This window comes from Bacillus cereus group sp. BfR-BA-01492 (assembly GCF_022662815.1).
GTDB lineage: Bacteria > Bacillota > Bacilli > Bacillales > Bacillaceae_G > Bacillus_A > Bacillus_A cereus_BD.
Map to the genome: position 1 here is coordinate 39,375 of NZ_JAKUEH010000018.1, position 26,122 is coordinate 65,496.

Genomic DNA, 26,122 nt, shown 5'->3' on the forward strand with positions numbered 1-26,122 from the left:
TGGAATGAATAACCGGAGATTTCAAACGATAAAACAGAGTTTCACAAAAAATAAGTTTGTTGCAATGGGTGTTATTATACTCGGAATTTTAACAGTAGTTTCTCTTTTTGCATTTTTATCACCATATGATCCTAGTAAAATGTCGATTCCAGATCGCTTAAAAGAACCGAGTATAGAACATCTTTTCGGAACGGATGACTACGGAAGAGATTACTTAACGAGAGCGCTGTATGGTGGGCGTATTTCTCTTGCAGTTGGTTTTCTAGCAATGATCGTTTCAGTTACGATTGGTACAGCAGTAGGAACGGTTAGCGGATATTTTGGCGGAAAGCTAGATAATTTCTTAATGAGAATTGTCGAAGTTCTTATGTCCATTCCTTCCTTCTTTTTAATGCTTTTATTAAATGCGTATTTAAAGCCAGGGATTACAACGTTAGTTCTTATTATTGGATTGCTAACATGGATGGACACGGCGCGTATCGTAAGGGCAGAGACTTTATCTGTAAAAGAGCGTGAGTATGTTTTATATGCGAAAGTGTCGGGACAAAAATCATTGATGATTATTGTTAGACATATCATTCCGAACATTTTATCAACGATTATTATTTCAGCGACTTTAACAATCGCATCGTCGATTTTAATGGAATCATCTTTAAGTTTCTTAGGTTTAGGTATTAGAGAACCTGATTCTTCTTGGGGCAGCATGTTAAATAACGCGCAAGGGTATATTGGAGAAGCTTGGTATTTAACGCTATTCCCAGGGTTTCTTATCCTTTTAACGGTATTAAGTTTTAACGTAATTGGTGAAGCATTAAAGAAAGCTTTGGCGCCAAAAGGAGCTCATCATGAAAACTAGGCAAGCTTTGAATGAGGGGGAGTGAAGAGCGTGTCAGAAAAATTGTTGGAAGTAAAAGGTTTGAAAACTTCTTTTTTCATAGAAAGCGGCGAAGTGCAAGCTGTTCGAGGAGTGACATTTCGTTTAAATAAAGGTGAAGTTGTTGGGATTGTTGGCGAATCGGGAAGTGGAAAGAGCGTAATGGCAAAATCGATTATGTCTCTTGTTACGTCACCAGGAAAAGTAAAAGAAGGAGAAATTTTTTTTCAAAATGAAAACATGCTCTTAAAGTCTGAAAAAGAGCTGCGTTCCATCCGAGGAAATCAAATTTCGCTCATTTCTCAAGATCCGATGTCTGCTTTAAATCCAGTTGTAAAAATTGGAAAACAGATGACCGAAGTGATTATGCGGCATCGAAACGTAAAAAAGAAAGAAGCGCAACATATCGCCATCAATCTATTAAAACAAGTAGGCATTTCTTCACCAGAAGAAAGAATGAAGCAATATCCGCATGAACTAAGCGGTGGAATGAAGCAGCGAGTTATGATCGCAATGGCGATGTCCTGCAATCCAGAGCTGCTGATCGCAGATGAACCAACTACAGCACTTGATGTAACGATACAAGCACAAATTTTAGATTTAATGAAAAAGCTAAAAGATGAAACAAATATGTCATTATTACTCATTACACATGATTTAGGGATTGTCGCACAAAACTGCACACGTGTTATTGTCATGTACGGCGGTCTAATTATGGAAGAAGGGTCTGTACTTGATATTTTTCAGCGGCCCAATCATCCGTATACGAAAGGGCTCTTAAATTCTCTGCCAAAAATATCGAATGGAGTGAAAGAGAGATTAGCGCCTATTCAAGGTATCACACCAAACTTACTACATCCGCCGAAAGGGTGTCCTTTTGCAGAACGCTGCCCGCACGCAATGGACATTTGTGAAACAGAGCGTCCGCTATACTTTGAACTTGGAGCAGGGAGACGCTCTATGTGCTGGTTAAACGATGAAACAGTAGGTGATTCCCATGAATGAAGAAAATTTAATTGAAGTTCGGAATTTAAAAAAGTATTTTCCTATTAAAAAAGGACTTTTTGGTAGAAAAACGGAGCACTTAAAAGCTGTCGATGATCTTAGCTTTACAATAAAAAAGGGAGAAACATTTGGATTAGTAGGAGAATCTGGATGCGGGAAATCAACGACAGGAAGAAGCATCATCCGTTTACACGATGTAACTTCAGGTAATATTTTATTCGATGGAAAAGATATTGCGGAGTTAAAAGAAAGTGAACTCAAGGAATATCGAAAGAGAATGCAAATCATCTTTCAAGATCCATACGCTTCCTTAAATCCGACAATGAATGTGTTCCAAATTATTAGCGAACCGATGAATATTCATGGCTCCTACACAGCTGAAGAAAGAAAAACAATCATTTTAGACCTTCTCAAAAAAGTTGGCTTAAAAGAAGAACATTTATATCGTTACCCACATGAATTTAGTGGTGGACAAAGACAGCGCATTAGCATCGCGCGAGCATTATCGGTAAAACCGGACTTCATCCTATGCGATGAACCAATCTCAGCACTTGATGTCTCTGTCCAAGCGCAAGTTGTAAATATGCTACAAGATATTCAGCAAGAAACAGGAGTCACATACCTATTCATTGCGCACGACCTATCCATGGTCAGACACATTTCAGACCGCATCGGTGTCATGTACTTAGGAAACATCGTAGAAATCGCCGATAGCGAAGACTTATACACAAAACCAGCTCATCCATACACACAAGCACTACTCTCATCCATGCCAGAACCAGATCCAACAAAAGTAGACAAAGAACGGATCATCTTGCAAGGTGAAGTCCCAAGCCCACTCCAATCACCATCTGGCTGCAAATTTAGAACGAGATGTAAATTTGCGACAGAAAAATGTGCACAAGAAGTACCGAAAATGGTAGAGATAGAAAAAGGACATCAGGTGGCATGTCATTTATTTTAGCAAGAAAAGCACTGGGGGAACCTAGTGCTTTTTTTTTTGCTTGGAGTGCGGTGCGGTGGCGAACTTTGTCGATTGGTCGATATGTTGTGTCGAATCGCCGATATATTCGGAGTTGTGTTCGATATAATTGGGGAATCGCTGATATATTCGGAGGAACGGTTGATATCGTTTTATAGGAGTATACGAACTTTGAGTTATATGATGAAGAAGGCAATGAAATAAACGAAAAGTTAGAAGAAGAGCTGGACGACTTGCTTTTATCCTTTTGGCGGAATACTTCGCATGAAGTTTATGTAAGGAAGCTTTTGCAGAGGATGGAGTGATTAGTTTTAACAATTTTGATTGAATATCAGTTTGAAGGAAGCTATCAATGTTGTGTTTCACAAATGAGTGAGCACTGGAGTATGCAGAAAGATATACACACTTGAATTGTATTTGTATACAATGGGATTCTTAATAAGAAAGGATTTAAAAGATAGTTTCGGTATTGTAAATGAAACTATCTTTTTTATTATCTATTAGTGATGATAATTTTGAATGGTATCGTTTCGTATCACTTGAAGAGATTGAATTCTAAAGCCCTGGTGATGCTTATAGAAATAAAAATATTCTCTATTATAGAAGGGGGATATCTATATGTTATAGCAAGAAGAAAGGTTACTAATGGTTGCTTGGAAGACAGAATGAATTAGTCAGCTTACTTTCATTACACATTCTTTAATGAAAGATGAGTTATACACTAAAGAGGATGCTGTAGAAGAGTTGATTAAGATTATAAATAGAGAAATATCAGATACTCCGAAAATTTATTGAACGATATTTTGCTGGAAATAAGTGATGGTTTAGAAATGTATTAGGTTAAATGTACTTAAATTTTCGATAATGAATTGTAAGAGAACCTATTATTTTTTCAAAATAGGTTCTCTTATCTTTTATGGAATATAGAGAACAGTATTAACTTTCCATTTTAAAATTGTATAATATAGTTCTGATAATGTATTAATTTTAGGTTTCGGAGGGAATTATGAGTGAATATTAATGAGTTGCAAAAAGTAGACAAACGTACTATAAAGATTTGGAATATAGGAGATACCATTAAGTTTCTTATATTTACCGCATTTATTGTAGTGGTACAGTACATTTTAAAGGATTATAAATTTGTACAAAAGCTTTGTTTAGTAGGATATTTCGCAAATGTGGGGCTTTATATTCAAAATATCTTTTTTAATTATCTTCTATTTAAAAATAAGTCATATAAAATAACAGAAGAAAATATTTGCATCTATAAAAAAGGAATAATCAATGAAGAGATCCGGATTCCTATCTTCCGCGTTCAGCATATGAACATTTCTCAAACATACATATCAAGATGGTTTGAATTATATGAATTAACAGTGTATACCGCAGGTGATTGCAACACTATTGGATTTATTTCCAAAGAAGCAGCCGATGATATTATGCAACAGGTTCAGCAGTTTCTTCGCGGAAAGGAGGATATGAATGCACCAAAAATTGAGAATGCGTAATCATCCGATCGAATTATTGTATATTAACTTTACTAAAATTAAGGATCATCTATATCCACTACTTACAACACTTATTGCTACATTAGGGATTAATGGGAAATGGGAGAGGTTCGCTTATTATGGTTTTACAATTTTTGTAAGTTATATCCTATTGAAATCATTTTTAATTTGGAAAAATAATGTATTTATCTTTTATGAAGATATACTTTCTGTGAGAGAAGGGGTATGGTGTAAAGAATATAGCGATATACATTATTCTAAGGTTAAATCAATCAGTATAGATCGTACGTTTGTGAAAAGAATACTAAACGTATCCAATGTTAATATAGAAACAGTTGGTGGCGACACAATTCAAATAGTTGTTTCCAATAAAAAGTTATCTTACATAAAAAGTATATTAAACCAGCGTATTAACGAAGTTGCAAAAGAAACGCAAAATACAAATTTCTTTAAGCTAAAAGATTATATATTAATAGCGACAACAAATCTTAAACTCTTCTGGGGTTCTATTCTGCTAACCTTAACTACATCCCAACAAGTAATTAAGTATTTAGGACTTGGAGAAAATACGGAAAAAAATAAGAGACAAGAAAACTTGTTTTCCTTTGATTTTACAGAAGATAGTATACATATAAATTTAAGTCAAGACTTTAAGAATGATATTCAAGGACTCTTGCTTTCAAGCGGAACTGTTAAAACAGTACTATCTTTTATTTGTGTTATTTTTATCATCACTACGATAGCTTGGTGTATATCGATAATTATTACGTTCTTTACGTATAAAAATTTCAAGGTTCAAAGAAGTACATTTGGTATTGATATCTCATATGGGTTAATTAATAAAAAAGAGGTATCTATTGCAAAACACGATATTAGAGCAGTTGAAATTGCTCAACCATGGATTTATCGTTTGTTTGGATATAGTAAAATACATTTACAACTTATTGGAAATAGCTCTAGAAAATCGAAAATTGTTCTTATCCCGTCAATTCAAAGTAGTGAAGTATCATCATTATTCACAAAATATTTGCCTGATTTTTCAATACCTAAATGTATAGAGAAAGTACATACTATTGCATTTTTAAAACCAGCAGCAGTTAAAATCATAAAGATCGGATTACTTATGCTTGTATTATGGTTATTCACAAACCTTCAAGTGAAATATGGGATATTACTTTGCCTATACATCTTTGGAATGGAATTTCTAAAAAATAAACAGAAAGGTTTTTCTTTTGAGGAAAAACAAATTACTATTCAAACTACTAGACGTGGTACTGTTCGTAAGGTTATTTATTTGAAAAAATTTATAGAAACTACAGGTGTATCAGAAAATACTTTAGAAAGAAAATTAAGCCTGGCTACGTATGAAATGGCTGTCTTTTCGGAAAGAGTAAATGATGTTAGAAAAATCCGTTGCGCTACAAATATTTATAAGAAGGAATTTTTAGAATACCTTGAACAACATAAAGAGGGATATTTAGCGAAAGATATTTGAGTATAGGGTATACTCAATTAAAAGAAAAAACATCACAGGAGGAAATCAACAAACGAAGTATTTTTTGTTCATATATGAGTAAAAAGGAAGAAGCTGTCTCCAAAAAATCGTGAAAAACGATCTTTTGGAGGCAGCTTCTTTTATATTATCAACTTTAGTCAGTTGCTGAGGAAGGCGAAACATAAAACCCCTCGCTATACAGGTGGGAAATAGAAGTTATAAAAAAACTCACTTTCAGTTTTATAATAGAGAGTGTTCAAGTCTCTGTAATAAGGAAGGAAAGTGAGAATCTTTGGCTAATAAAGCGAATAGTTTGGCATACACAAAATGAGTGTGTAAGTACCATGTAGTCTTCACTCCAAAGTGTAGATGGGAATAAAAATTCCTTATATAGAACATTCAACTGTTGGCGAAATAGCGGAAAACTTTGCAAGAGTGCGAGCAGCCGCAAAAGATGATGCTTATCAACTTGCGAAGGGGAATGGTGGTTCGGGAGTTAAGGGTACGGGTAATAGAGAGGCTGAAGTTCCACCTGCTTTTAGACAAACTGATTTTGCTAGTTCTTATGAGGCAAGGCTTAATCAGACACCTGCATTAGAGAATCCAAAGGTTGAATTTGAGGGAATACGGGGTGAATCTAAGTGCATACTTAAGCCACCACCAGACCGTCAATTAAAACAAATTTTAGATGAAGTTGGGATTGAGGGTATTCAATATAAAAATGCAGTTCCTGACTTTTCACCAACAGCAAAGGCACAAGTTGAAATCAACTATATGCTTGGAGGAAAAGGAACTTATGGAGGGAAAGCCAGACGAGCTAATTTTGTTCAATCAGACCAAAAATTAGCTGACCAGATTAATGGTTCACCTGAATTAGCAAGTCAATTTGGGATGGAATCTGGTAAAATCAGTGCAAGAGATATAAAAAAATATCGAGAAAAAATAAATTAACATGGCATGAATTAAATGATGTTAAAATAATGCAACTCGTGCCAACAAAAATAAATAGTGAATTCGGACACCTTGGTGGTGTAGGGGAAATAAACGCAGGAGCTTTTAAACCTGGAGGGTTTGCTAATAAATAAAAAGAGGAGATTTTAAAATGACTATAAACGATCCAATTTTTGGTGAACTTGAGTATGAGTATGGTTGGACTAAGGATACCATTATTCGTTTTTTTGGAAAAGAATCTGAGATATCTTTGATGATAGATGGTGAAGAAGATGGAGAGTTTGATGAAGAGCAGTATATGGCATATCAAGCATTAATGCAGAATTGGGAGGAATTACAGCCAAGTTTATTGCAATCAATATTAGACTATTACAAACAAGAGCGTCAGGAACTAGGTTATGATATTGAAGTAAATGAAAGCTATCCATTAGTTGAAACAGCTAATGAAATATTAGAAATGATAAGTTTAGATGGGATTGTTGTTCCCTATGCAGGTATTTTTGACGGTCGGGATATTGGAATTACATTTAATTGTACATGGGATATAGAAAATGGACTAGGGATTCGTTTGTTAAATGAAAAAGTAACTGAAGTAGGTTATCAAGACGTTGCAATTTAAAATAGGTTGTTAAAAAGTTAAGACTCATGATGGTTGTACCATCATGGAGTACTGTGTGCAATGATAGAATAGAAAACGAAGTACGAGCTTAGGTGAGATGACATTTTACTGGATGATGAATATAAACACATGGAATAGACAAAAAACTAGCGAACTCGTACAAACTCGTAAGTTTTAATATAGTATTTGTCATGATATACAAAAGGTGTCATACTGTTACTACAAAACTTACAAATTTATGCTACTTAAAAACATATGAACTTAAAGCACTTGATTGTCAATTAAAGGCAACAAGTGCTTTTTGTTTTGAGATTGCGAACTTTGTCGACTGGTCGATATGTTGTGTCGAATCGCCGATATATTCGGAGTTGTGTTCGATATAATGGGGGAATCGCTGATATATTTGGAGGAACGGTTGATATCGTTTTATGGAAGTATGCGAACTTTGAGTTATATGATGAAGAAGGCAATGAAATAAACGAAGAATTAGAAGAAGAGCTGGACGACTTGTTTGTTTCCTTTTTGCGGAATACTTTGCATGAATTTTATTTAGGGAAGCTTTTGTAGAGGATGGAGTGATTAGTTCTAACAATTTTGGATGATAGGTTGCTATGTCATCTCTAGGATGACTAAGAACTAATTGTTTTGCATTATCTATGACAATTTGTTTAAGTACTCCTCTAAAACTTCGAATTCCTTCTTCAAGCGATTCTAATACAGATTCTATAGATTGCGATAAACTGAACGTCATATATTTTTATGACTATGGCCCAGTATAAGTAAGAAACAATACAGCTTTATCATTTTAATCTAGAAGATTCCCCTTTCTAAAAGAAGTAAAGGAAGGGATGGAATAGTTTCGTTTGAGCATCGATAACTATAAGAACTGAATCATGTGTTATATTAAAATTAGCGATAAAAATGTTACTTTCATTTTAAAATAACGGAATATTCAATCTGTTATTTATCAATTTACAACAAAGGTATTCTTCCTATGAAAAATGTATAATTGTGGTAATGTTTAGATGAATGAAGAATGTTGAGGTTGAGGAGGACGTAGTGTATGAGCACGGGTGTTTTCGCGCATGAAGTAATTATGGAACAACTTCATGATTTGTATCAATTGATGTTATCGCAGCAATTAATAAAAGCAACACAATTAAAAAAAGAAATAGATGAGAAAATAGAACATATTAAGCATGCAGAAGAAGAAAAACAAAATCAGAATGTATTATTATACCATTCTTTACTAGATTTTAAATACAAACTACTGACTGACAGATTAAGTATTAGGAAAGATAGTTTCGATGTCATTGGTTCTATTGATGAAACAACCGATAAACTTACAGCTTATTACTATCACTCTTTCAAAGCTGAGCATGCTTTAATGTTTAGTGATTATAATGAAGCTAGCAGACAATATGAAGAAGCTGAAAGTTTATTAGAATATATTTCTGATGAGTTAGAACATGCTGAATTCAACCAAAAACTCGCTGTATTACATCATACTTCTAAAATGTTAACATCGATTGAATATGCGAATAAAGCAAAAGAAATTTTTGCAAAACATGCTGGATATGAAGTGAAAGTGGCATCTTGTGAAAATACATTAGGAACTGCTTGTATATTTTTAAAACAATTCGAACAAGCTGAAGAACATTTGAATCGATCCATTGACATTTTACAAAAACAGAATGAAGAAAAACTAATTTTAGTAGTTAGACATAATTTAGGATTATTATATGCAATGCAAAACTTATCTCTATTAGCGATTCGTCATTTATCTGAAGTTACAGAAAAAAATCCAAATCATTTTAAAGCATTGTTCTTACAAGCGCGTGAACATTATAAGCTACAAGAAATAAATATTGCACAAGAACTGATTGAAAAAGGTTTGAAAGTTTGTGATGAAATAGGAAATGAAGAGTATGTATATCATTTCAATATTTTACGTTTATTAAATGAAAACAAACCTATTGAACTAGTTGAAGAAGAAGTGAAAAAAAGCATTTCTTATTTCAAAAAACAAGGGTTATGGGAGTTTGTTGAAGAATATGGAGAGTTGTTAGCTGTTGCGTTTCGTAAATTACATAATCATGAAAAAGTTAGTGATTACTTCAATGTATGTTACGAAGCGAAACAACAAATATTTAGTAAAGGAGCATTAAAATGATGAAAAAATTTGTATTCGCAACGTTAGGATTGGTAATGGCTTTAGCGATTGGGTGGAATAACGAAGGTGATACACAACATGCTCTGCAAAAAGAAGAAATCATACAGTACTCGCATGCTGATCATTTTTAATTGATATAACAAAAGAGTGATTATTTGAACTGCACTTCAATTGTTAGATATAGCTAATAATTGGGGTGCAGTTTATTTATTAAGGGGATTTTTAGGATGAATCTTTATTTTAAAATAGATATTATAATCGTTAAGATTGCTTTAAACGAGATGGACGGATATTTTGTATATTTGCTACCTCAGTCTCGATATGAAAGACTTTCGAAGGCCAATACGTGATGAAGCTGATAGCGATACAACCAGCTACATAGAAGTAGAAGAGTGACGATAGAGTATGTTGTTTGCTTCATAATTAAGAACCGTGATACCGTCAACAAAACCCCATCAATAGCAGGCGTCGTCCAATTCGGTCGGATAACATACTAGCGAGCAGTTGAAGTACGACGGAAACCAATCAGGCGATAAAGTTAATCCAGCTAACAACTTCCTTAGGAAAATCGACAATGTTCACCATGAACTTCTGCAAATAACATCGTGTAAGTATAGAAAGTAACAGTTCCACCGAGCGTTAGCCCGACTTTAGGATGTTTCAGTAAAGTTCGAATCGTTCCAGCGCTTTCACAGCGTTTAGAATCCGTTTTTGAAAACTGGGTCGATGAAAAAAGGAATACACCAGTCCCAAGAGTTCATATCTGGTTCGCTGAGTATTTGTTGGAGGATGCTTTGAACATCTAGTGCAATCAACTGTCCAGCAACAAGTGTTACATACTGAAAGCTTGAATAGAAATCAATGCTGGCCAATCGTAATAGAAAGCGTTAGCTGCTCATGACGATTTGTGTAATGCCCCATCAGCAAGCTCCCAAGTGATCGCATCAAAAAATAGCGGTTATATGAAATGATAAAAATTGTCGTTTATGGACTGTTGCAAAAGCGTTTACATATGTTTCTGTTTTCTTGGTACCCAATCTCATTCTAAAAAACAAAGTTTCATTTTTAACAACAGGAACCGTTTTTGGTGCTAGAATTAAGGTGCAATCAGCCTAAAGAAGATGGAAATATTGATTTTTGATTATGCTCGTGTTAATACAGAAGAGTAAAATTTAGATATGCGATTAGATGTCTTACAAAAATGTATAAAGGGAAATTGACAGGAGCAAGAGAGCACCGTCCGCAGCTTGACGAGTGCTTGAAGGTATTGCAAAGTGGAGATAGTAATCAAAATGTATTAAAGACTATTCTAATGCAAGAAATTACTGAAATAACAGATTCAACAAAACAACATTGTATTGATACTTAGAGAAGGCTTGAATATGAAATGGATTACAGTCGTAGTTTACTATTTTGCGATTTATGACCGAGCATATATTGAGTGATGTGGAAGCGATGTATATGATGAAAAAGGGACAAAATTAGAAAGAGTACATCTACTGAGTGTTTGAGCTTGTAGCATAAAATAAGAGTCTGTTAGGAATCTATTATTCTCTACGTTATACTTCATATATTTGCACCAGAACCAATAGAGAGAAGAGATGAGATGAAGATAGAAATCATTAAGAAGAAAGTTTTATTTGCTGAATTAGAAACACTGGGGAAAATTATTTTAGGCAATATTTTTCTAGGGCTAGCTTACGCGAAATGGATGAAGCCAAATGGGATTATTAATGGTGGTGTTACTAGTATTTCGATGATATTAGAAAAGGTAACAAGTATTCGAATTTTCTATTTGACGATAGGAGTCACCGTACTACTTTTAGTTTTTTGTTGGATATTTTTAGGGAGAGAAAATTTTTTGAAATCCATTATTAGCAGTATTTGTTTCAATATATTTTTTACACTTTTTTATTTGTTACAGTGGGATATTCAATTTAATCTAGTGGTCGATTTTTTACTAGCAAGTTTGTTTATTGCATTTGGTTACTACTATTGTATTTCATCAAATGCTTCTACTGTTGGAATGGATGTTATTGCATTGGCTATAAACAAAAAATATCCTGAATTTAGTATTGCTCGAGGCATTCGCTACATAAATTTTATCGTGTTAGCTTTAGGGTTAGTAATTTATGGGATAAAATCAGTAGTAGTGGGTATATGTTTCAGCCTAGTGAATTCTTATATACTAGACCTTTTTTTAAGGAAGAATATCAAACAGAAAATATGAATAGCACAAGATTAGGAATGCAGGGAAAAAGATTTTAGATGAAGGATATGAGAGTTTACATTTTTTTAATGATGAAGGAGTGTTTTATAAGGACATTATTGGAGTGATTTCTAATAGGAAAGTGTACATATCGTTATCAAGCTAAGAAAACAAATTCCCCATTAAAGTGAAAAAACGCTATTCTTTCTATACAATTACAAGGAAGGATGGTGCTTTTTGGTTTTGATACAAAAACTTCAAGATACACGCAAGTAACTCCTAGGCTTTGGATATACTATTGCTCTAAAAAGATGTGTGATCAGTATGAAAGCTATGAAGAAAAGCTTCAACAGAATATCTAGCATACATTCTAGCAAATAAAAGAAGCAATTGAGGGGATGAGTAGATACTAGCGGGAATATAAATGGAACAAGATAAGGAAACAAAAAAAGAAAATGCATCAAGAGAAACGAAATATCCATACAAAATTGAAAGAAGACTATTTCCTTTGCCTCAAAAATATGAATCTCATCAAGCAACGTTTGTACTCTACACGCAAGTAACTAGGACTATAAGGAACACGATGACTATTATATGTGGTCAAATAACCAAAAAGTGACATTTAAATAATATTCACAACGTACCGATTCCTACGGTTATACAAGAGACTTTAAAATATATGAATGTGAAGATTGTTCAGGTGTCCATTCAAAGAGAAATGTACAAAAGCGAAGGAAAATCGTCAAGTACACTACAACCTAGTGTATGAGGAATGAAAAGTAAAACGAAATCTTTGATTTAAGAGATTCTCCAATAAATGATATATTAAAAACAGAAGCAATGAAAGCTTAGAGAAAGAAATTAAAAGTATAACGGATCAAAAAAGGTGTATATTATTAGTTTATTTTTATATGTTAGCAGGGGATGACAAGTGGATCAAACCTGACAGAATAATAGTGCGTTTTTTAGAAAAAGCACGTCAAAGAAGAGTTAAGATTGAAGAAGCTCAAAGTATCTTAGAAAAGGTTACTCACATACTTATGAAAAAATATCCAAATATCACCTATATATTTATGGATTATTATATACGGAATTAAAAAATGATAATGATCATTAAACAAACATGAGGATTTATGGATATATTTCGTATCTCTTAGAGAGTTTTGTATAAATACTCAAAAGTAAAATCTCATGTTCCCATAGTCAAACCTTCTGTTGAATAGTAGTTCCGTTCATCGTATATACCGTTTTATATAATGTGAATGAAAGCGAAAGAAAAAGAGTACAGTTAAATGGAAATACCCTATATGTTATGAAAAATCTTTTATAACAACAGTTTCAAATTCCCCTAGCCTAACATAGCTTTCAAAAAACAATGATGGAGTGGAGAAACAATTGTTAAGGTAGGGGGATTTTTATGATTAGAGAATTATAGTAAACAAGATGAATTATTGTCGAAATGGTCGATTATTTTTCGATTCCTGATTATATACAAAACAGGAGTGTGAAAATGATGACTGATGATGAGTTAGCTACGATTGAAAAAGAAGTGAATGAAATTTTAGAACGAAATAAAAAGCGTCGACAAGAAAAAAGAAACAAGCTGAATTTGAATCACAAATAACTAAAATACAACGATATAGGTACAATTGCAAAAAGAACTTGAAGAAAAACGTGAGAAACGAAAATGAGGTGTTTATTCGCTTTTTTATGCTAAGTTTTTGTTTTAGGCGCAAAAATCCCGCATTATGGTACTTTTTAGTGTCTATGATTTTGGGGGCAGTTCACACATACATTATGTATGACTATATAAATCATGCTTCAAAAGGTAAAAAGAGGAATACAAAAACCTTAAAAAAAGGAGATATAAAAGAATTTAATGAAGAATACAAATAAAAAATATGAAATTGTGTGTACGAATATTTCTTCTTATTATCAAAAAATAGTTGCAACTCATTAAGAAACTTTAAACAACATGGATTAGGTCATACTGTTGAGGGAATGAAAGTGCAAAAAGCGGCATTAACAAGAATGAACACGATTTAGAAAAATCAAAAAGGTATAAAACTAAATGAAGAACTGCTACAATGTCGAATTCTAAAGCAAAAAATAGTTCTGGAAACGAAGTCTTTACTTGATTTTAAGGACATATTTCTTAAATCTGATGAGAAATGAAAAAGATATCATGAGTCTATGAAGCAAGTGGAAATCGAACGCAAATATGAGGCTATTTTTATGAGAGTGGAGCAAGTAGAGAAAATATATTCTTGCGGCGTTATGTAACAATATATAAATATAAATATATATGTTACTATAATTGAGAATAAAAGTATATGAAACTTAATTGTGTATGAAAAAATATATAATATGGGAAAGTGGGGATTGCTGTGGGGGTATATGTCATACCGAATGATCAACCTAGTTTAACTACGGGTGAAAGAAGGGTGCTTGAAAAAATTCGATCTTTATATAAAAGTGTTGAGAGAGAAGCATATCTATATATTCAACCCAGAATTAGGCACTTAGAGCCAGATTTTATTTTAATCGATTCACAAAAAGGAGTAATGATATTAGAAGTAAAGGATTGGGATATTTCGTATATTCAGAGAGCGAATCGAAGAAAAATAGATTTAGCAGATGGGAAAAAAGTAGATAATCCACTTTGTAAAACAAATGGTTATTATAATGCTGCACAAAGATTATTTAGATTGGATGAGACTTTAAAAAATGAGCAGTCAGAATTAAAATTTAAAATGTATGCTAATGTTATATTTCCCAATCTACATTCTAATGATATTGAAGAGTATCGATTAGATCAAATATTCAATCAGCCACCATCGAACTACATTTCATCAGATGTGTTGAGCAGGCTAAGTATAGATCATCTTTTTGGGAATGAATTATGTTTATTAGAGGAAGAGGAAATGATTGCAATACGAACGTTATTATTTCCAGAAATTAAAGTTAATAGCACAAAAATTACAAGTCAAGCAAGTACAAAAGATTTAATTACAGCACTAGATGTTGAGCAGGAGCGTTTTGCAAAGCGCGTACCATATGGACACTACATGGTAACTGGAGTCCCAGGAAGTGGGAAAACAGTTTTACTACTTGCACGCGCTATCCATTTGGTACGTGAACATCCAGAGTGGAAAGTGAAAATTTTAACATATAATAAATCATTAAAGGCGAAGATTGAAAATAAGTTAGATTTATTAGCTGAAGAACTTTCTTCTGATATTCACTTAGAGAATATTGAGGTTAGTACATTCCATAAATTTGCATTAGATATAGCAAGTATAAGTGTGCCTAAAAATGTGAAGCAAGAGTGGTGGAATGATGAATTGCCTAAAATTGCAATCCAACGAGCATACTCAACATATGATGCCATTTTAGTCGATGAGTATCAGGATTTTCTAGACGATTGGATCCGATTATGTGTCAAATCATGTAAAGAATACACTTATATTAATAATAAAAAAGAAACGGTGACCGGAATAAACCTTTTCCTAGCAGGAGATAGGCTACAAAGTATCTATAATAGTACAGATCATAGTTGGAGAAGTTTGGGGATTGATATGCGAGGAAGAAGTACATTGTTAAAAAAATCATACCGCTCTGGTAGTCAGCATATTCATTTAGCCCTTAATTTTTTAAAGCAAGAAAAGAAATTAGAGGAAGAAGTAAACAAATTTTATTGCCCTATGAATGAATTATCATTTGAGAATGAAATAAAAGATGGGGTTAACTTTATTGAGGGTTCATATCAAGAAGTTAATGATAAAATTTATACACTTATTTATAAAGATAAATATAAACCAGAGGATATTCTAATTTTGTGCCGCGGACGAAAAGAATGTAACAAATTAAAAGAGCAATTAGATCATAAAATACGCCAGCAAGCAGAGGTTACAAAAGATATTAAAGAAGGTCGTCTCATCATCACTACATATCATTCTTCAAAAGGTCTTGAAGCACCAATTGTATTTTTGGTTGATGTTGATAAATTTGAAACTAAAGAAACAGAGAAAACTGATATGCAATTACGAAAATTATTGTATGTAGGCATGACAAGAGCGTCTGAACGGCTATATATTCATGCACGTAGTTATAGTGGGTCCTCTTTTGGAAAGGCACTTCGAGAGGGGACGGCTTAATTCAATTTGAATTATAAAGAGTTTGTTCTAAAAGTTTCTTTAAATGCCTAAAAAACATGGAGAAAGTTGATTTTCTTTGTAGTTTTGTTGAAAAATGAAAACATACGAATTTTGGTATGCTTATTCTTGAAAAAAGCGGTGTTTTAATCATCTTGTGAAAAAGTGATACTTTACTAGCCTAGTTTTCCAATCCTTGGCAATATTTTGCGGAAGTAATGAAGAAGCTATTGATGATAAGGTACCCATAATGAATGGATAAAGATGCCTCTGTAAGTTGTAAGAGTATAGATTAATTATATTTTATCTCTTTTCATTTTGCTCTTTAAGAGACATTTTTTTGTCTTCTAGAATAGCCAGACGATTATATTTTAAAATTTGAGGACTTTCTGTAATTGTTAGATCTTCGTTTTCCTTTAGATGTTTGATATAATTAATTTCTGGTATTATTAATATAGTGATTTGCTCGATATAGCAGAGTACGATTTAATAAGGATGACGAGTTTTTGGTGTGATTATTTTTGCATATTTTTTTATGTGCTTTCATTTTATAGTTATTGTTAATTATTACTCTTAATAAGAGGTATGAAAATCTCACTTGCTATATAGGGAGACAATACTATCTTCATAGATTTGATTTAATAGATTAAAAATACATTAATTGTAAAAAATATGGAAGAAATCTTTTGTATTTTATTGAATCAGAAAAATATGTATGACAGAATTACTGTTAAGTTAGGGAGGACGAAATGAAAAAGAATATTTATGTTGTTGGAGCCGTAATTGTTGAAAATGGAAAAATCTTATGTGCGCAACGCGGTCCAGCTAAATCTCTACCTTTAAAGTGGGAGTTTCCTGGTGGGAAAATAGAAGAAGGAGAGTCGCCTCAAGAAGCATTACAACGCGAAATTAGTGAAGAAATGCATTGTAAAGTACAGATTGGTGAACAAATCGATTATACGGCGTATGAATATGATTTTGGTATTGTTCATTTAAAGACTTTTTATTGTGAGCTTATTGAAGGAAGTCCTGTTTTAACTGAGCATGTAGAGATAAAATGGTTACCTCCAAATGAACTTGCATCTTTGGATTGGGCGCCTGCCGATATTCCAACTATTGAAAAATTATCAAATGTATCTTTACTGAATTAATTTTGTTAATAAGTATAAAGGGGGCAAAAAGTCAATGGAATTTAACTTTTTGGACCCCTTTTTATTTTTTATAATCAGTATATGAGAAGAGTTTTTTAATTCCATACCATATTATATTTTAAAATAGAGAGTAATATAATTAGTGTAAAAAATTGTCATAAGTGGTGAAAATATGGAAAATTTCATTGAAAATTTAGAGGGTTCTTTATATAAAGGGTTTATTGATCAAAAATATAACCGATCTGGTAAATATAAACCACTATTGCTGATAAATGACATGAAAAATAATGTAAACGTTTTAAATTCATTGTTAGAGGAACTTGAAAATTGTAGTTCTTTTATTTTTTCAGTTGCTTTTATTACCGAAAGTGGCCTGGCTACCTTGAAATCTCATCTTCTGGATCTTAAGAAAAAAGGGATTAAAGGATGTATATTAACATCAACATTTTTAAATTTTAATCAACCAAAAATATTTAGAGAACTAATGAAAATAAAAAATGTAGAAGTAAGATTAACAAATTTAGAAGGTTTTCATTCAAAGGGGTATATATTTAATCATAATAATTATTACTCATTGATTGTCGGAAGTTCTAACTTAACGGCACATGCGTTAAAAATGAATTATGAGTGGAATGTAAAGCTAACATCGTATGAGAATGGAGAAATTGTTCATCATTTTAAAAATCAATTTGAAGAAGTGTGGAAAGATGCTCAAGTATTGACTGAAGAGTGGATTAATCATTATGAAAAGAATTATAAAAAAGTTGATAATCAAGTAGCGAATCAAGTTATAGAATTACGGAGTGATTATAAAAATTCGATTGAAGATGCTTTAAAAATTGTTCCAAACAAAATGCAGCAGGCAGCACTACAAGAAATACAAGCTGTTAGAGAGGCAGGAAAAGAAAAAGGTTTAATTATTTCTGCAACAGGAACGGGAAAAACATATCTTTCAGCGTTTGATGTAAGGCGTTTTGCGCCTAAACGAATGCTATTTATTGTGCATCGGGAACAAATATTACATAAAGCAAAATTAGACTTTCAAAAAGTTCTTGGTGGGATTGAAGAAGATTTTGGTATTTTATCAGGTTCAACTAAACAAATTGATGCAAAGTATTTATTCGCTACTATTCAGACCATTTCAAAAAAGGAGAATTTATCTCAATTTACTCCAGAAGCATTTGATTACATCTTAATAGATGAAGTTCATAAAGCTGGGGCGAAATCTTATCAAAACGTAATTGATTATTTTAAACCTAAATTTTTAATGGGGATGACAGCTACACCAGAACGAACGGATAACTTTAATATTTATGAGTTATTCGACTACAATGTTGCATATGAAATTCGTTTGCAAGAAGCCCTTGAAGAAGATATGTTATGTCCGTTTCATTACTTTGGTGTGACAGATTTTGATTATAATGGAGAAATAATAGATGATGCTGTAGTTTTGTCTAAGCTCGTTACTGAGGAACGTGTAAATCATATAATTGAAAAAGTTCAATACTATGGCTTTTCTGGTGAAAAAGTAACAGGATTAATGTTTTGTAGTCGGAAAGAGGAAGCGGAGAAATTATCTCAGGTATTAAATGAAAAAGGTTTTCGCACAGTGGCTTTAACAGGTGATCATTCTCAAAAAGAAAGAGAGCTTCGTGTAAATGAATTGGAAAATGGTGATCTTGATTATATTTTAACGGTAGACATTTTTAATGAAGGTATTGATATCCCAAGCATTAATCAGGTTGTTATGCTAAGACAAACGCAATCGAGTATTGTATTTATCCAACAGCTTGGTCGAGGACTTCGTAAACATGATTCAAAAGAGTTTGTAACGATTATTGATTTTATTGGGAATTATAAAAATAATTACTTAATCCCAATTGCGCTTTCGGGGGAACGGTCACAAAACAAAGATAATATACGTAGACGTACAAATGATACAAGTTATATTAAAGGAGTTTCAACAGTTAATTTTGAAGCAATAGCGAAAAAACAAATTTTTAAAGCAATTAATAGTAGTAATTTAACATCGATGAAAATCTTGAAGGAAGCTTATTGGGAATTGAAAAATAGGATAGGTAGAGTTCCTTATTTATACGATTTCATATCAAATCATTCCCTTGATCCGATGGTGCTTGTAAAAGGAAGTGGATACTCTAATTACTATCAATTTTTGCTAAAAATGAAAGAGGAGATCCCAACACTAACGGATTATGAGAATAAAATTTTAACAATGCTTTCATTAGAAGTATTAAATGGTAAACGGAAACATGAACTTCTTCTATTAGATTTATTGCTACATCAAGACAAAGTGAATCATGATGAATACCTCCGCTATTTAATTGAATCAAATTGTCAAATTGATGAGGATACATTAGCTTCCGTTCAGCGTATTTTTGATTTGTCATTTTTTGTAGGGAATGACAAGAAAAAATATGGAGACAAACCTATTGTTGTGTGCTCGCAGAATAAAGATTATATGTTTAATAACTTAATTTGTGAAAGTTTAAAAAGGAATAAGTATTTTAAGGATATGATCCTTGATATGATCCGATGTGGAAAAGAGAAGAATAAATCCTATCAATGTGATAAACCACTTACGTTATATGAAAAATATTCAAGGAAGGATGTTTGTAAATTATTGAATTGGGATACTGATGAGCATTCGACTATGTATGGTTATAAGACTAAACATAATACTTGTCCAATATTTATTACATACCATAAAAATGATAAGGTAGATGCTAGTGTGAATTATGGCGATGAATTCTTAAATCAAGAAGTTCTGAAATGGTATACTAGGAGTAATAGAAAGTTGGAAACGAAAGAAGTTCAAACAATTATCCAGGCGGAAGAAAACAATATTGATATCCATATCTTTGTAAAAAAAGATGATGATGAAGGTAGTGATTTCTACTATTTAGGGAAGGCGGTTCCTGATAAAAAGAGTGTACAGCAAACAGAAATGGCGGATCAGAAACCTGTTGTGACAATGAATATGATCATGGAACATGCTGTAGATAGTAAGCTTTATTCTTATATTAAAGATGGGAATGTTTAATTTGAATTTAAATGGTATGAGAATTGATTAGAAGGGAATTTCCTCAATATTTTAATGAGTAGAAAGGTTTTCTAGGAGACCTTTCTACAATTAAAGAATTAGTACCATGTTATAATGAAAGAAAAGTAACTTGGAGGAATTCAAATGCCAATCTACAACAAACTAGTACGCGATCGCATCCCAGAAATTATCGAAAATAATGGAAAAACATTCACAACAAGAATACTTGATGAACAAGAATACATAAAAGAAGTGTGTAAAAAAACGCAAGAAGAGTTAGCGGAGTATGTGGAGGCTGCGAGTAAAGAGCATAAAGTAGAGGAGTTAGCGGATTTATTAGAGCTTGTAAATGCGTTAGCGCAGTATGAGGGTGTAACGCTTGAGGACGTGGAGAAAGTGCGTAAACAAAAAGCGGAAAAGCGCGGTGGTTTTAGGGAGAGAATCTTTTTAGTTGAGGTACATGATGACTAATGTTCAGCTTGTTACAAACAATTTGATTCAAAAGCTAGAGCGTTATATGGAAGATGCTAAGGCGATCTATATTTTGACGTCATTTGTGATGAAATCTGGTGTTGAAGTATTAACTGAAGCGTTGCAAAAAGCAGCAGAAAAGAATGTGGATATTAAGGTTTGTACAGGAGATTATTTATATATTACACAGCCTGATGCTTTGGAAAAGCTTTATCATATCCATCCGAATATCGAGATTCGTTTGTGGAAGAGTGCAGGGAAGTCGTTTCATCCGAAAGCTTATTTGTTCGAGCATGAAAGTGATGGAGTGATGATTGTTGGTTCTTCTAATATGTCTCGCTCAGCATTAACAAGTGGTGTGGAATGGAGTTTGCTTGTGAAAGAGAGTGTTGGAAAAGAAGCTTTTTCAGAAGCAATTGATCAATTTTTACATATTCATATGAATGAGGCTACTCAATCCATTAATTTAGAAACAATTAAACAATATCGCCAAGAGTATGAAGAGTTCCATCAAACCCATTCTAACTTAGTTCGAACATGGACAAAGCAAGAAGAGATTGAGATGATGATTCCTTCTGGGCAAGAGGGATATGAGATAAAATCAGGGGCACAAATCGAGGTCGAGCCAACTGCGCCATATGAAACGAAAATTGCACCACGTTTTGCGCAAGTTCCTGCTTTAGAGCAATTAGAAAATACGCTTGAAGAGGGGTATAACAAAGCGATGGTTGTTATGGCAACAGGGCTTGGAAAAACGTATTTAGCTGCTTTTTTTGCTAAACGTTTTAAAAGAGTGCTATTTGTTGCACATTTAGAAGAAATATTGAACCAAGCAGAGCAATCTTTTCAACGTGTGATACGTGATAAGACAACAGGAATTTATAATGGTAAGAGAAAAGAAGGAGAGAAGGATGTTGTTTTTGCGTCTATTCAAACATTGAGTAGAAAGCGTCATTTAGAAAACTTTTCTCCAGATGATTTTGATCTCATTATTGTGGATGAATTCCACCATGCGGCAGCAAATAGCTATCAAAAGGTGCTAGATTATTTTAATCCAAACTTTTTACTCGGGATAACAGCTACGCCAGATCGTAATGATTTCCGTGATATTTATTCAATTTGTGATGGAAACGTTGCGTATCGCATTGATTTTATGGAAGCGATTCAGCGTGGCTGGTTATCTCCGTTTCACTATTATGGTGTGTATGATGATACGGACTATTCACAAGTGCGCTGGCTTGGAAATAAGTATGATCGTGAAGAGTTAGCTGAGGTACAGTTAAAAGAAGAGTTAGCTGACAAGATTTTAGAAGTATGGAAGAAGTATAAGAAAACGAGAACAATTGTGTTTTGTTCTAGCATTAGGCAAGCAGTCTTTCTATCTACATATTTTAATCAAAACGGTTACAATACTATTTCGCTTCACTCTGAAACGAAGGATATTTCAAGAGAAGATGCGATTAAGAGGCTGGACCGTAACACGCTAGATGCAATTTTCACGGTTGATTTGTTTAATGAAGGTGTAGACATTCCGTCTGTTGATACATTACTATTTGTACGTCCAACAGAATCGTTAACAATTTTCACACAGCAAATTGGACGTGGATTACGATTGCATGAACAAAAAGAGCATTGTGTGGTTATCGATCTAATTGCTAATTATCGAAATGCGGATGTGAAAATGCAGATGCTTCGTGTAGAAGGATTAGCGAAAAAGGGTGGAACTCAACCTATTTTGCCAGAGGGTTGTGTCATAGAGTTTGAGCTAGAAGCAAAACAGCTATTAGATGAACTTGTCAAAAAGAGAATGCCGCGAAAAGAAAAGTTATTACATAGTTATCAAACGGTAAAAATGGAATTAGGGCGTAGACCAACATATTTAGAATTGCATAAGCTTGGTACAGAAGAGAGTAAAGAGTATCGCCAAGAATTTAAATCTTATGTTGGCTTTTTAGCGTGGGCTAATGAATTAACAGCGCAAGAAAAAGAAGTGTTTATACGTTATGAAGCGTGGTTACAAGAAGTAGAGAAAACAGGAATGGCTAAAAGTTATAAAATGTTGTTATTGTCAACGATGTTACAACGTGGAAAAGAGAAATGGTACCATCCGATATCGCCAAAAGAAGTTGCACCATTTTTCCATCATTACTTAATGGAGAAAGAATATCGCAAGCGTATTGATTTTAGTGATAAACAAGCGCAGCGTATGTGGGAATATGATGAAGAAAAAGTTAGTAAGTTAATTGCATCAATGCCGATGACGAAATGGAGCGGGAGTTCAAAAGGATTGTTATCATTTAATGAAAATGTCTTTTCGTTAAACATGGATATTCAAAAAGAAGATGAGAATCTTTTATTTGAATGGACGAAGGAGATTTGCGAGTACCGTCTTCATGTGTATTTTGAGCGGAAGATGTGATGTCGAAATAAAGTGAACTATTGATAAAAAGCGCTTTTATGTGTGATTTAGCAGTTACTTTTATATATTGTGGATGTAAGCAGTGAGTGTAGAAGTAAAATAGAAAGCGTTGGATAAGGAACCCCCCTTACTCAACGCTTATTTAGTTTTATGATAAATTATAGGTCTATTATAATGTTTTTGATTCTAAATAAATAATATATATTTAAAATGTAGTACTAAATATAATTTTAAAATTGAATAATCTGATATAATATTTTTGTGATGTAACAAAAGAATGACTGGAGGAAATGTTGTGAAAAAAGTTTTATTATCTTTGCTCTGTGGGGCTGTTATTTTTAGTGGTGCATGCTCAAAGGATACTGCATCTAAAGAATCAGCATCAAAAAATAAAAGCGAACAAGCTACTGAATCTACAAAAGTATTATCTGAAGAAGAGTTTGAAAAAATGTATTCAAATCCTAAAGAATATAAAGGGAAAAAAGTAGATTTCTATGCTAAAATTTTTGTGAATCCTGAAAGAGATAAGGATGGTACGTATATTCAAGCGTGGGCTGATAAAGAGCAGAGTAAGAATACTATTATTACGATTAATGATTCAAAATTAGATGTGAAACGTGACGATTTTATTCATGTGAAAGGTACTGTCAAGGATGCATTTGAAGGAGAAAATGCTTTTGGTGGTAAAGTAAAAGGACCTACTATTGTTGCATCTTCTATTGAAAAAACAGATTATGCTACAGCTTTTGCTCCAGCGAAGAAAACGATTGAAGTGAATCAAGAACAAAATCATAACGGTTATAAAGTTACCATTAAAAAAGTGGAACTTGCTGACAATGAGACAAGAGTATATTTTAATGTGAAAAATGAAGCGAATGCTAAGTTTGATTTTTATGAATTCAAATCTAAATTGATTGTAAACGGGCAACAGCTAGAAATACAAGATAACTACGAAGCGAACTATCCTAAAATTCCTAGTGATCTGATGCCGGGTGTTGCAGCTGATGCAGTTCTAGCTTTTCCTAAGCTTCCTACCAAACAAGGAGAACTCCAATTAGTATTAGAAGGTTCAAGTGAAAATTATGAGCTAAACCCTGAGCCATTTAATTATAAAGTAAAGTTTTAATTCAGAAAGCAAATCCCCTTATAATAGACTTGTCGGGTCTATTGTAAGGGGATTTATTGTCTATTTTCCCTTTTTAGTCTATTTGAATAGTTTAATTAAAAAATAAAATTACTTCTGATATAAAATGTTTATTAAACCCGCGAAGTTGCTGAATTATTAGGGCATAAAGAGGAAATAATTTGAAAGTATGCTCGTTCACTAGAAGAACACAATTATAATTTCCAGCGTAACGAGCATGACCAGCACGGCTTTTCTGATAAAGACGTTAATTATTAAAAAATTTAAGAGTTAAGTAAGAATAAGTCTATTACGCTCCCACTACAGAAGGTAACTAGCATCTGAAACGAACGAAAATAGTAGAAATTATGTTTGTTTCATAAAAAAAGACACCCTTACTATTAGGTGTCCGAAAGTCTAGTATTTTAATTCTAAATCATTCTCTATTGTTAATACTTACTTAGAGAAAGACTTAATTAAGGCTGTCTTTTCAATGTTTTAAGTTGAAATTAGTGGTTGAGATAGAACCGATACTATAATGAGCGTTATAATCTATTGAAGCTGTGAATTTCTTATTTTTATCATTTTTAATATGACCAGTTATAAAAACTGTTTCGATATCATTAGAAGGAAATCGATGATTTGTAATAGTCACTTCTAAATTTTCTTTTTCTTTAAAATAATTAATAGTCACTTCTGACGCTTTTTCTACTATTTGTTGCTCTTTATCATTTGGCCCCATGTTACACCCTCCGATCATTATGGTTACAAGGAAAAAAATAGCTAAAAAGATACATTTCTGGATTTTTACTCCCATATACATCCTCCGTAAATGTTATTCTACTATTAAGAATATACCAAATTATCTGGGAGGGGAATACTTTGGACAATAAAGGAGCGGAACAAGTATTAGATATAAGTTTTTATCGAATGGCTCAAGGTGCATATATGACAGATGAAGAGCTAGGAACAGAAATTACAGTGAAAAATAAAGATAAAGAAACATTGCAAACGTGGAAAATAGGAGAAAAATTTCATGACAAACAAACAGGAATGGATGCAGTGGTTTTTGAACGAGACGTGAACGGGAAAAAGCAAGTTATGGTAGCTTTTCGTGGTACAGAAGGAGATAAAATTTTAGAAAAGGATTCTTTAAAACCTGGAGAAGGGATGAAGGATGCTTTAACAGATGGTAAGTTTTTTATTAAAAGAGACGGTGTTCATGACCCAGCGCCAGCTCCAAAGACAGGAGAAAGAGGAGAAGATCCAAGACGATACTGGAACGAAGAGAACGGACAATGGGAATATCATAATCAATTTGAACAAGCTGAAAAAGTAATGGAAAAAGTCAACGAATACTATAAGGACAAAAATGTAGAAGTATATGTTACAGGTCATTCTTTAGGTGGTGCTTTAGCCGAGTATGTTGCAGCGTTTGATGAGAGTGTAAGATGTTTGTCATGGAATGCACCAAGTGCAAAACATTTGTTACCACCTCATTTACAAGAAAAAGCGGATAATGGTGAGTTTAATAATAGAATTGTGAGTATTGTTCATGGAAAGGATTCGATTGGTTACGGCCCGTTTGGTGCATATGAAAGTCATATAGGATCTACATATGCGGTCACACCACCACTTTCAAAAGAGGAGCCGGAAAAGATAACGTTAAAAGGAAAAGTGGCGAAGGGTGTATTCCAATTTGTTAATTCGATAAGTGGCCCAGGCTATCATTATCAAACAGATCGGAACTTCCATTTTGGAAAGGATGGTTTTTTATCAAATGAGTATTTGTTAAATGTAGATAAAAATGAAAGAGTTTATGATTCTCCAGGGAAGTTATTAGGAGGCGGAGAAATCCATGTAGTTGTAGAGAATCTAGAACAAGCTGTAAGAGATATGAAGAGAAACGCACAAGAATTTCAAGATA

At 33.0% G+C, this 26,122-nt stretch carries 23 protein-coding genes and 3 pseudogenes; 24 read left to right on the plus strand and 2 right to left on the minus strand.

The features are described 5' to 3' along the window. Nucleotides 1-4: 4 nt before the first annotated feature. The 12 genes and pseudogenes from MR063_RS18030 to MR063_RS21870 all read left to right on the plus strand — a co-directional run bounded on the left by MR063_RS18030 (nt 5) and on the right by MR063_RS21870 (nt 9,738). A complete protein-coding gene (locus tag MR063_RS18030) occupies nt 5-856 on the plus strand; it encodes an ABC transporter permease (RefSeq protein ID WP_242200542.1) in 852 nt (283 codons plus the stop codon). 30 nt (nt 857-886) lie between these two features. Next, complete coding sequence (locus tag MR063_RS18035) at nt 887-1,879, plus strand: ABC transporter ATP-binding protein (protein ID WP_242200543.1); 993 nt, start codon at nt 887-889, stop codon at nt 1,877-1,879. Further along, entirely contained in the window at nt 1,872-2,843 is a 972-nt protein-coding gene (locus MR063_RS18040; protein WP_242200544.1) for an ABC transporter ATP-binding protein, read from the plus strand. Before MR063_RS18035 ends, MR063_RS18040 begins: the two co-directional genes overlap by 8 nt. Nucleotides 2,844-3,871: 1,028 nt before the next feature. Next, a complete protein-coding gene (locus tag MR063_RS18045; RefSeq protein WP_242200545.1) occupies nt 3,872-4,369 on the plus strand; it encodes a PH domain-containing protein in 498 nt (165 codons plus the stop codon). Continuing rightward, nucleotides 4,344-5,864 (plus strand): PH domain-containing protein, encoded by a 1,521-nt coding sequence (locus MR063_RS18050; protein WP_242200546.1) that lies wholly within the window; start codon nt 4,344-4,346, stop codon nt 5,862-5,864. Before MR063_RS18045 ends, MR063_RS18050 begins: the two co-directional genes overlap by 26 nt. A 369-nt stretch (nt 5,865-6,233) precedes the next feature. Then, a pseudogene (locus MR063_RS18055) lies at nt 6,234-6,832 on the plus strand (HNH endonuclease); the annotation flags it as partial. Between the two features lie 12 nt (nt 6,833-6,844). Next, nucleotides 6,845-6,949: a hypothetical protein gene (locus MR063_RS22325; protein ID WP_472927041.1), complete on the plus strand. Its 105-nt coding sequence runs from the start codon at nt 6,845-6,847 to the stop codon at nt 6,947-6,949. 17 nt (nt 6,950-6,966) lie between these two features. Then, a complete protein-coding gene (locus tag MR063_RS18060) occupies nt 6,967-7,434 on the plus strand; it encodes a DUF2004 domain-containing protein (RefSeq protein WP_242200548.1) in 468 nt (155 codons plus the stop codon). 191 nt (nt 7,435-7,625) lie between these two features. Next, nucleotides 7,626-7,817: a hypothetical protein gene (locus MR063_RS18065; protein WP_242200551.1), complete on the plus strand. Its 192-nt coding sequence runs from the start codon at nt 7,626-7,628 to the stop codon at nt 7,815-7,817. After that, nucleotides 7,756-8,001 carry a hypothetical protein gene (locus tag MR063_RS18070; protein ID WP_242200579.1) on the plus strand — a complete coding sequence of 82 codons (246 nt, stop codon included), beginning with the start codon at nt 7,756-7,758 and terminating at the stop codon, nt 7,999-8,001. Before MR063_RS18065 ends, MR063_RS18070 begins: the two co-directional genes overlap by 62 nt. A gap of 496 nt (nt 8,002-8,497) precedes the next feature. Next, nucleotides 8,498-9,607: a tetratricopeptide repeat protein gene (locus MR063_RS18075; RefSeq protein ID WP_242200552.1), complete on the plus strand. Its 1,110-nt coding sequence runs from the start codon at nt 8,498-8,500 to the stop codon at nt 9,605-9,607. Further along, nucleotides 9,607-9,738 carry a hypothetical protein gene (locus MR063_RS21870; RefSeq protein WP_269147651.1) on the plus strand — a complete coding sequence of 44 codons (132 nt, stop codon included), beginning with the start codon at nt 9,607-9,609 and terminating at the stop codon, nt 9,736-9,738. Before MR063_RS18075 ends, MR063_RS21870 begins: the two co-directional genes overlap by 1 nt. Before the next feature lie 130 nt (nt 9,739-9,868). Here MR063_RS21870 and MR063_RS18080 read toward each other — a convergent pair. Beyond that, nucleotides 9,869-10,558 (minus strand): annotated as a pseudogene (locus tag MR063_RS18080) (MFS transporter); the annotation flags it as partial. Nucleotides 10,559-10,823: 265 nt separating this feature from the next. Between MR063_RS18080 and MR063_RS18085 the strand changes: the two are divergent. The 11 genes and pseudogenes from MR063_RS18085 (at nt 10,824) to MR063_RS18135 (ending at nt 24,198) form a co-directional block, all read left to right on the plus strand. Then, on the plus strand, nt 10,824-10,976 hold the full coding sequence (locus MR063_RS18085) for a hypothetical protein (RefSeq protein WP_242200554.1): 153 nt from the start codon (nt 10,824-10,826) through the stop codon (nt 10,974-10,976). 237 nt (nt 10,977-11,213) lie between these two features. Next, on the plus strand, nt 11,214-11,837 hold the full coding sequence (locus tag MR063_RS18090) for a YitT family protein (protein ID WP_242200556.1): 624 nt from the start codon (nt 11,214-11,216) through the stop codon (nt 11,835-11,837). Between the two features lie 555 nt (nt 11,838-12,392). Beyond that, nucleotides 12,393-12,589: pseudogene (locus MR063_RS18095) on the plus strand (transposase); the annotation flags it as partial. A 138-nt stretch (nt 12,590-12,727) separates the two neighbouring features. Further along, nucleotides 12,728-12,913 (plus strand): hypothetical protein, encoded by a 186-nt coding sequence (locus MR063_RS18100; RefSeq protein ID WP_242200557.1) that lies wholly within the window; start codon nt 12,728-12,730, stop codon nt 12,911-12,913. 565 nt (nt 12,914-13,478) lie between these two features. Further along, nucleotides 13,479-13,712 carry a hypothetical protein gene (locus MR063_RS18105; protein WP_242200560.1) on the plus strand — a complete coding sequence of 78 codons (234 nt, stop codon included), beginning with the start codon at nt 13,479-13,481 and terminating at the stop codon, nt 13,710-13,712. A 479-nt stretch (nt 13,713-14,191) separates the two neighbouring features. Beyond that, a complete protein-coding gene (locus MR063_RS21990) occupies nt 14,192-15,973 on the plus strand; it encodes a UvrD-helicase domain-containing protein (protein ID WP_242200562.1) in 1,782 nt (593 codons plus the stop codon). 746 nt (nt 15,974-16,719) lie between these two features. Next, entirely contained in the window at nt 16,720-17,121 is a 402-nt protein-coding gene (locus MR063_RS18115; protein WP_087094574.1) for a (deoxy)nucleoside triphosphate pyrophosphohydrolase, read from the plus strand. A gap of 172 nt (nt 17,122-17,293) precedes the next feature. Beyond that, the gene (locus MR063_RS18120; protein WP_242200564.1) at nt 17,294-20,182 is read left to right on the plus strand and encodes a DEAD/DEAH box helicase; all 2,889 of its coding nucleotides are present in this window, start codon (nt 17,294-17,296) and stop codon (nt 20,180-20,182) included. 144 nt (nt 20,183-20,326) lie between these two features. After that, the gene (locus MR063_RS18125) at nt 20,327-20,653 is read left to right on the plus strand and encodes a nucleoside triphosphate pyrophosphohydrolase (protein WP_242200566.1); all 327 of its coding nucleotides are present in this window, start codon (nt 20,327-20,329) and stop codon (nt 20,651-20,653) included. Continuing rightward, nucleotides 20,646-23,072 (plus strand): DEAD/DEAH box helicase family protein, encoded by a 2,427-nt coding sequence (locus tag MR063_RS18130; RefSeq protein ID WP_242200569.1) that lies wholly within the window; start codon nt 20,646-20,648, stop codon nt 23,070-23,072. Before MR063_RS18125 ends, MR063_RS18130 begins: the two co-directional genes overlap by 8 nt. Before the next feature lie 295 nt (nt 23,073-23,367). After that, nucleotides 23,368-24,198 (plus strand): DUF4352 domain-containing protein, encoded by an 831-nt coding sequence (locus MR063_RS18135; RefSeq protein ID WP_242200572.1) that lies wholly within the window; start codon nt 23,368-23,370, stop codon nt 24,196-24,198. 487 nt (nt 24,199-24,685) lie between these two features. Here the strand turns inward: MR063_RS18135 and MR063_RS18140 are convergent, their stop codons facing one another. Then, a complete protein-coding gene (locus MR063_RS18140) occupies nt 24,686-25,012 on the minus strand; it encodes a DUF1433 domain-containing protein (RefSeq protein WP_242200575.1) in 327 nt (108 codons plus the stop codon). A gap of 113 nt (nt 25,013-25,125) precedes the next feature. Here MR063_RS18140 and MR063_RS18145 point away from each other — a divergent pair. Continuing rightward, nucleotides 25,126-26,122 (plus strand): lipase family protein (locus tag MR063_RS18145; protein ID WP_396021857.1); only part of this gene is annotated, 997 nt, incomplete at its 3' end.

Coding starts and splice junctions, on each gene's coding strand:
- MR063_RS18030 (WP_242200542.1), top strand. CDS start 5: ATGAATAACCGGAGATTTCAAACGATAAAACAGAGTTTCACAAAAAAT.
- MR063_RS18040 (WP_242200544.1), top strand. CDS start 1,872: ATGAATGAAGAAAATTTAATTGAAGTTCGGAATTTAAAAAAGTATTTT.
- MR063_RS18050 (WP_242200546.1), top strand. CDS start 4,344: ATGCACCAAAAATTGAGAATGCGTAATCATCCGATCGAATTATTGTAT.
- MR063_RS22325 (WP_472927041.1), top strand. CDS start 6,845: ATGCAACTCGTGCCAACAAAAATAAATAGTGAATTCGGACACCTTGGT.
- MR063_RS18060 (WP_242200548.1), top strand. CDS start 6,967: ATGACTATAAACGATCCAATTTTTGGTGAACTTGAGTATGAGTATGGT.
- MR063_RS18065 (WP_242200551.1), top strand. CDS start 7,626: ATGATATACAAAAGGTGTCATACTGTTACTACAAAACTTACAAATTTA.
- MR063_RS18075 (WP_242200552.1), top strand. CDS start 8,498: ATGAGCACGGGTGTTTTCGCGCATGAAGTAATTATGGAACAACTTCAT.
- MR063_RS21870 (WP_269147651.1), top strand. CDS start 9,607: ATGAAAAAATTTGTATTCGCAACGTTAGGATTGGTAATGGCTTTAGCG.
- MR063_RS18090 (WP_242200556.1), top strand. CDS start 11,214: ATGAAGATAGAAATCATTAAGAAGAAAGTTTTATTTGCTGAATTAGAA.
- MR063_RS18100 (WP_242200557.1), top strand. CDS start 12,728: ATGTTAGCAGGGGATGACAAGTGGATCAAACCTGACAGAATAATAGTG.
- MR063_RS18115 (WP_087094574.1), top strand. CDS start 16,720: ATGAAAAAGAATATTTATGTTGTTGGAGCCGTAATTGTTGAAAATGGA.
- MR063_RS18120 (WP_242200564.1), top strand. CDS start 17,294: ATGGAAAATTTCATTGAAAATTTAGAGGGTTCTTTATATAAAGGGTTT.
- MR063_RS18125 (WP_242200566.1), top strand. CDS start 20,327: ATGCCAATCTACAACAAACTAGTACGCGATCGCATCCCAGAAATTATC.
- MR063_RS18130 (WP_242200569.1), top strand. CDS start 20,646: ATGACTAATGTTCAGCTTGTTACAAACAATTTGATTCAAAAGCTAGAG.
- MR063_RS18140 (WP_242200575.1), bottom strand. CDS start 25,012: ATGGGAGTAAAAATCCAGAAATGTATCTTTTTAGCTATTTTTTTCCTT.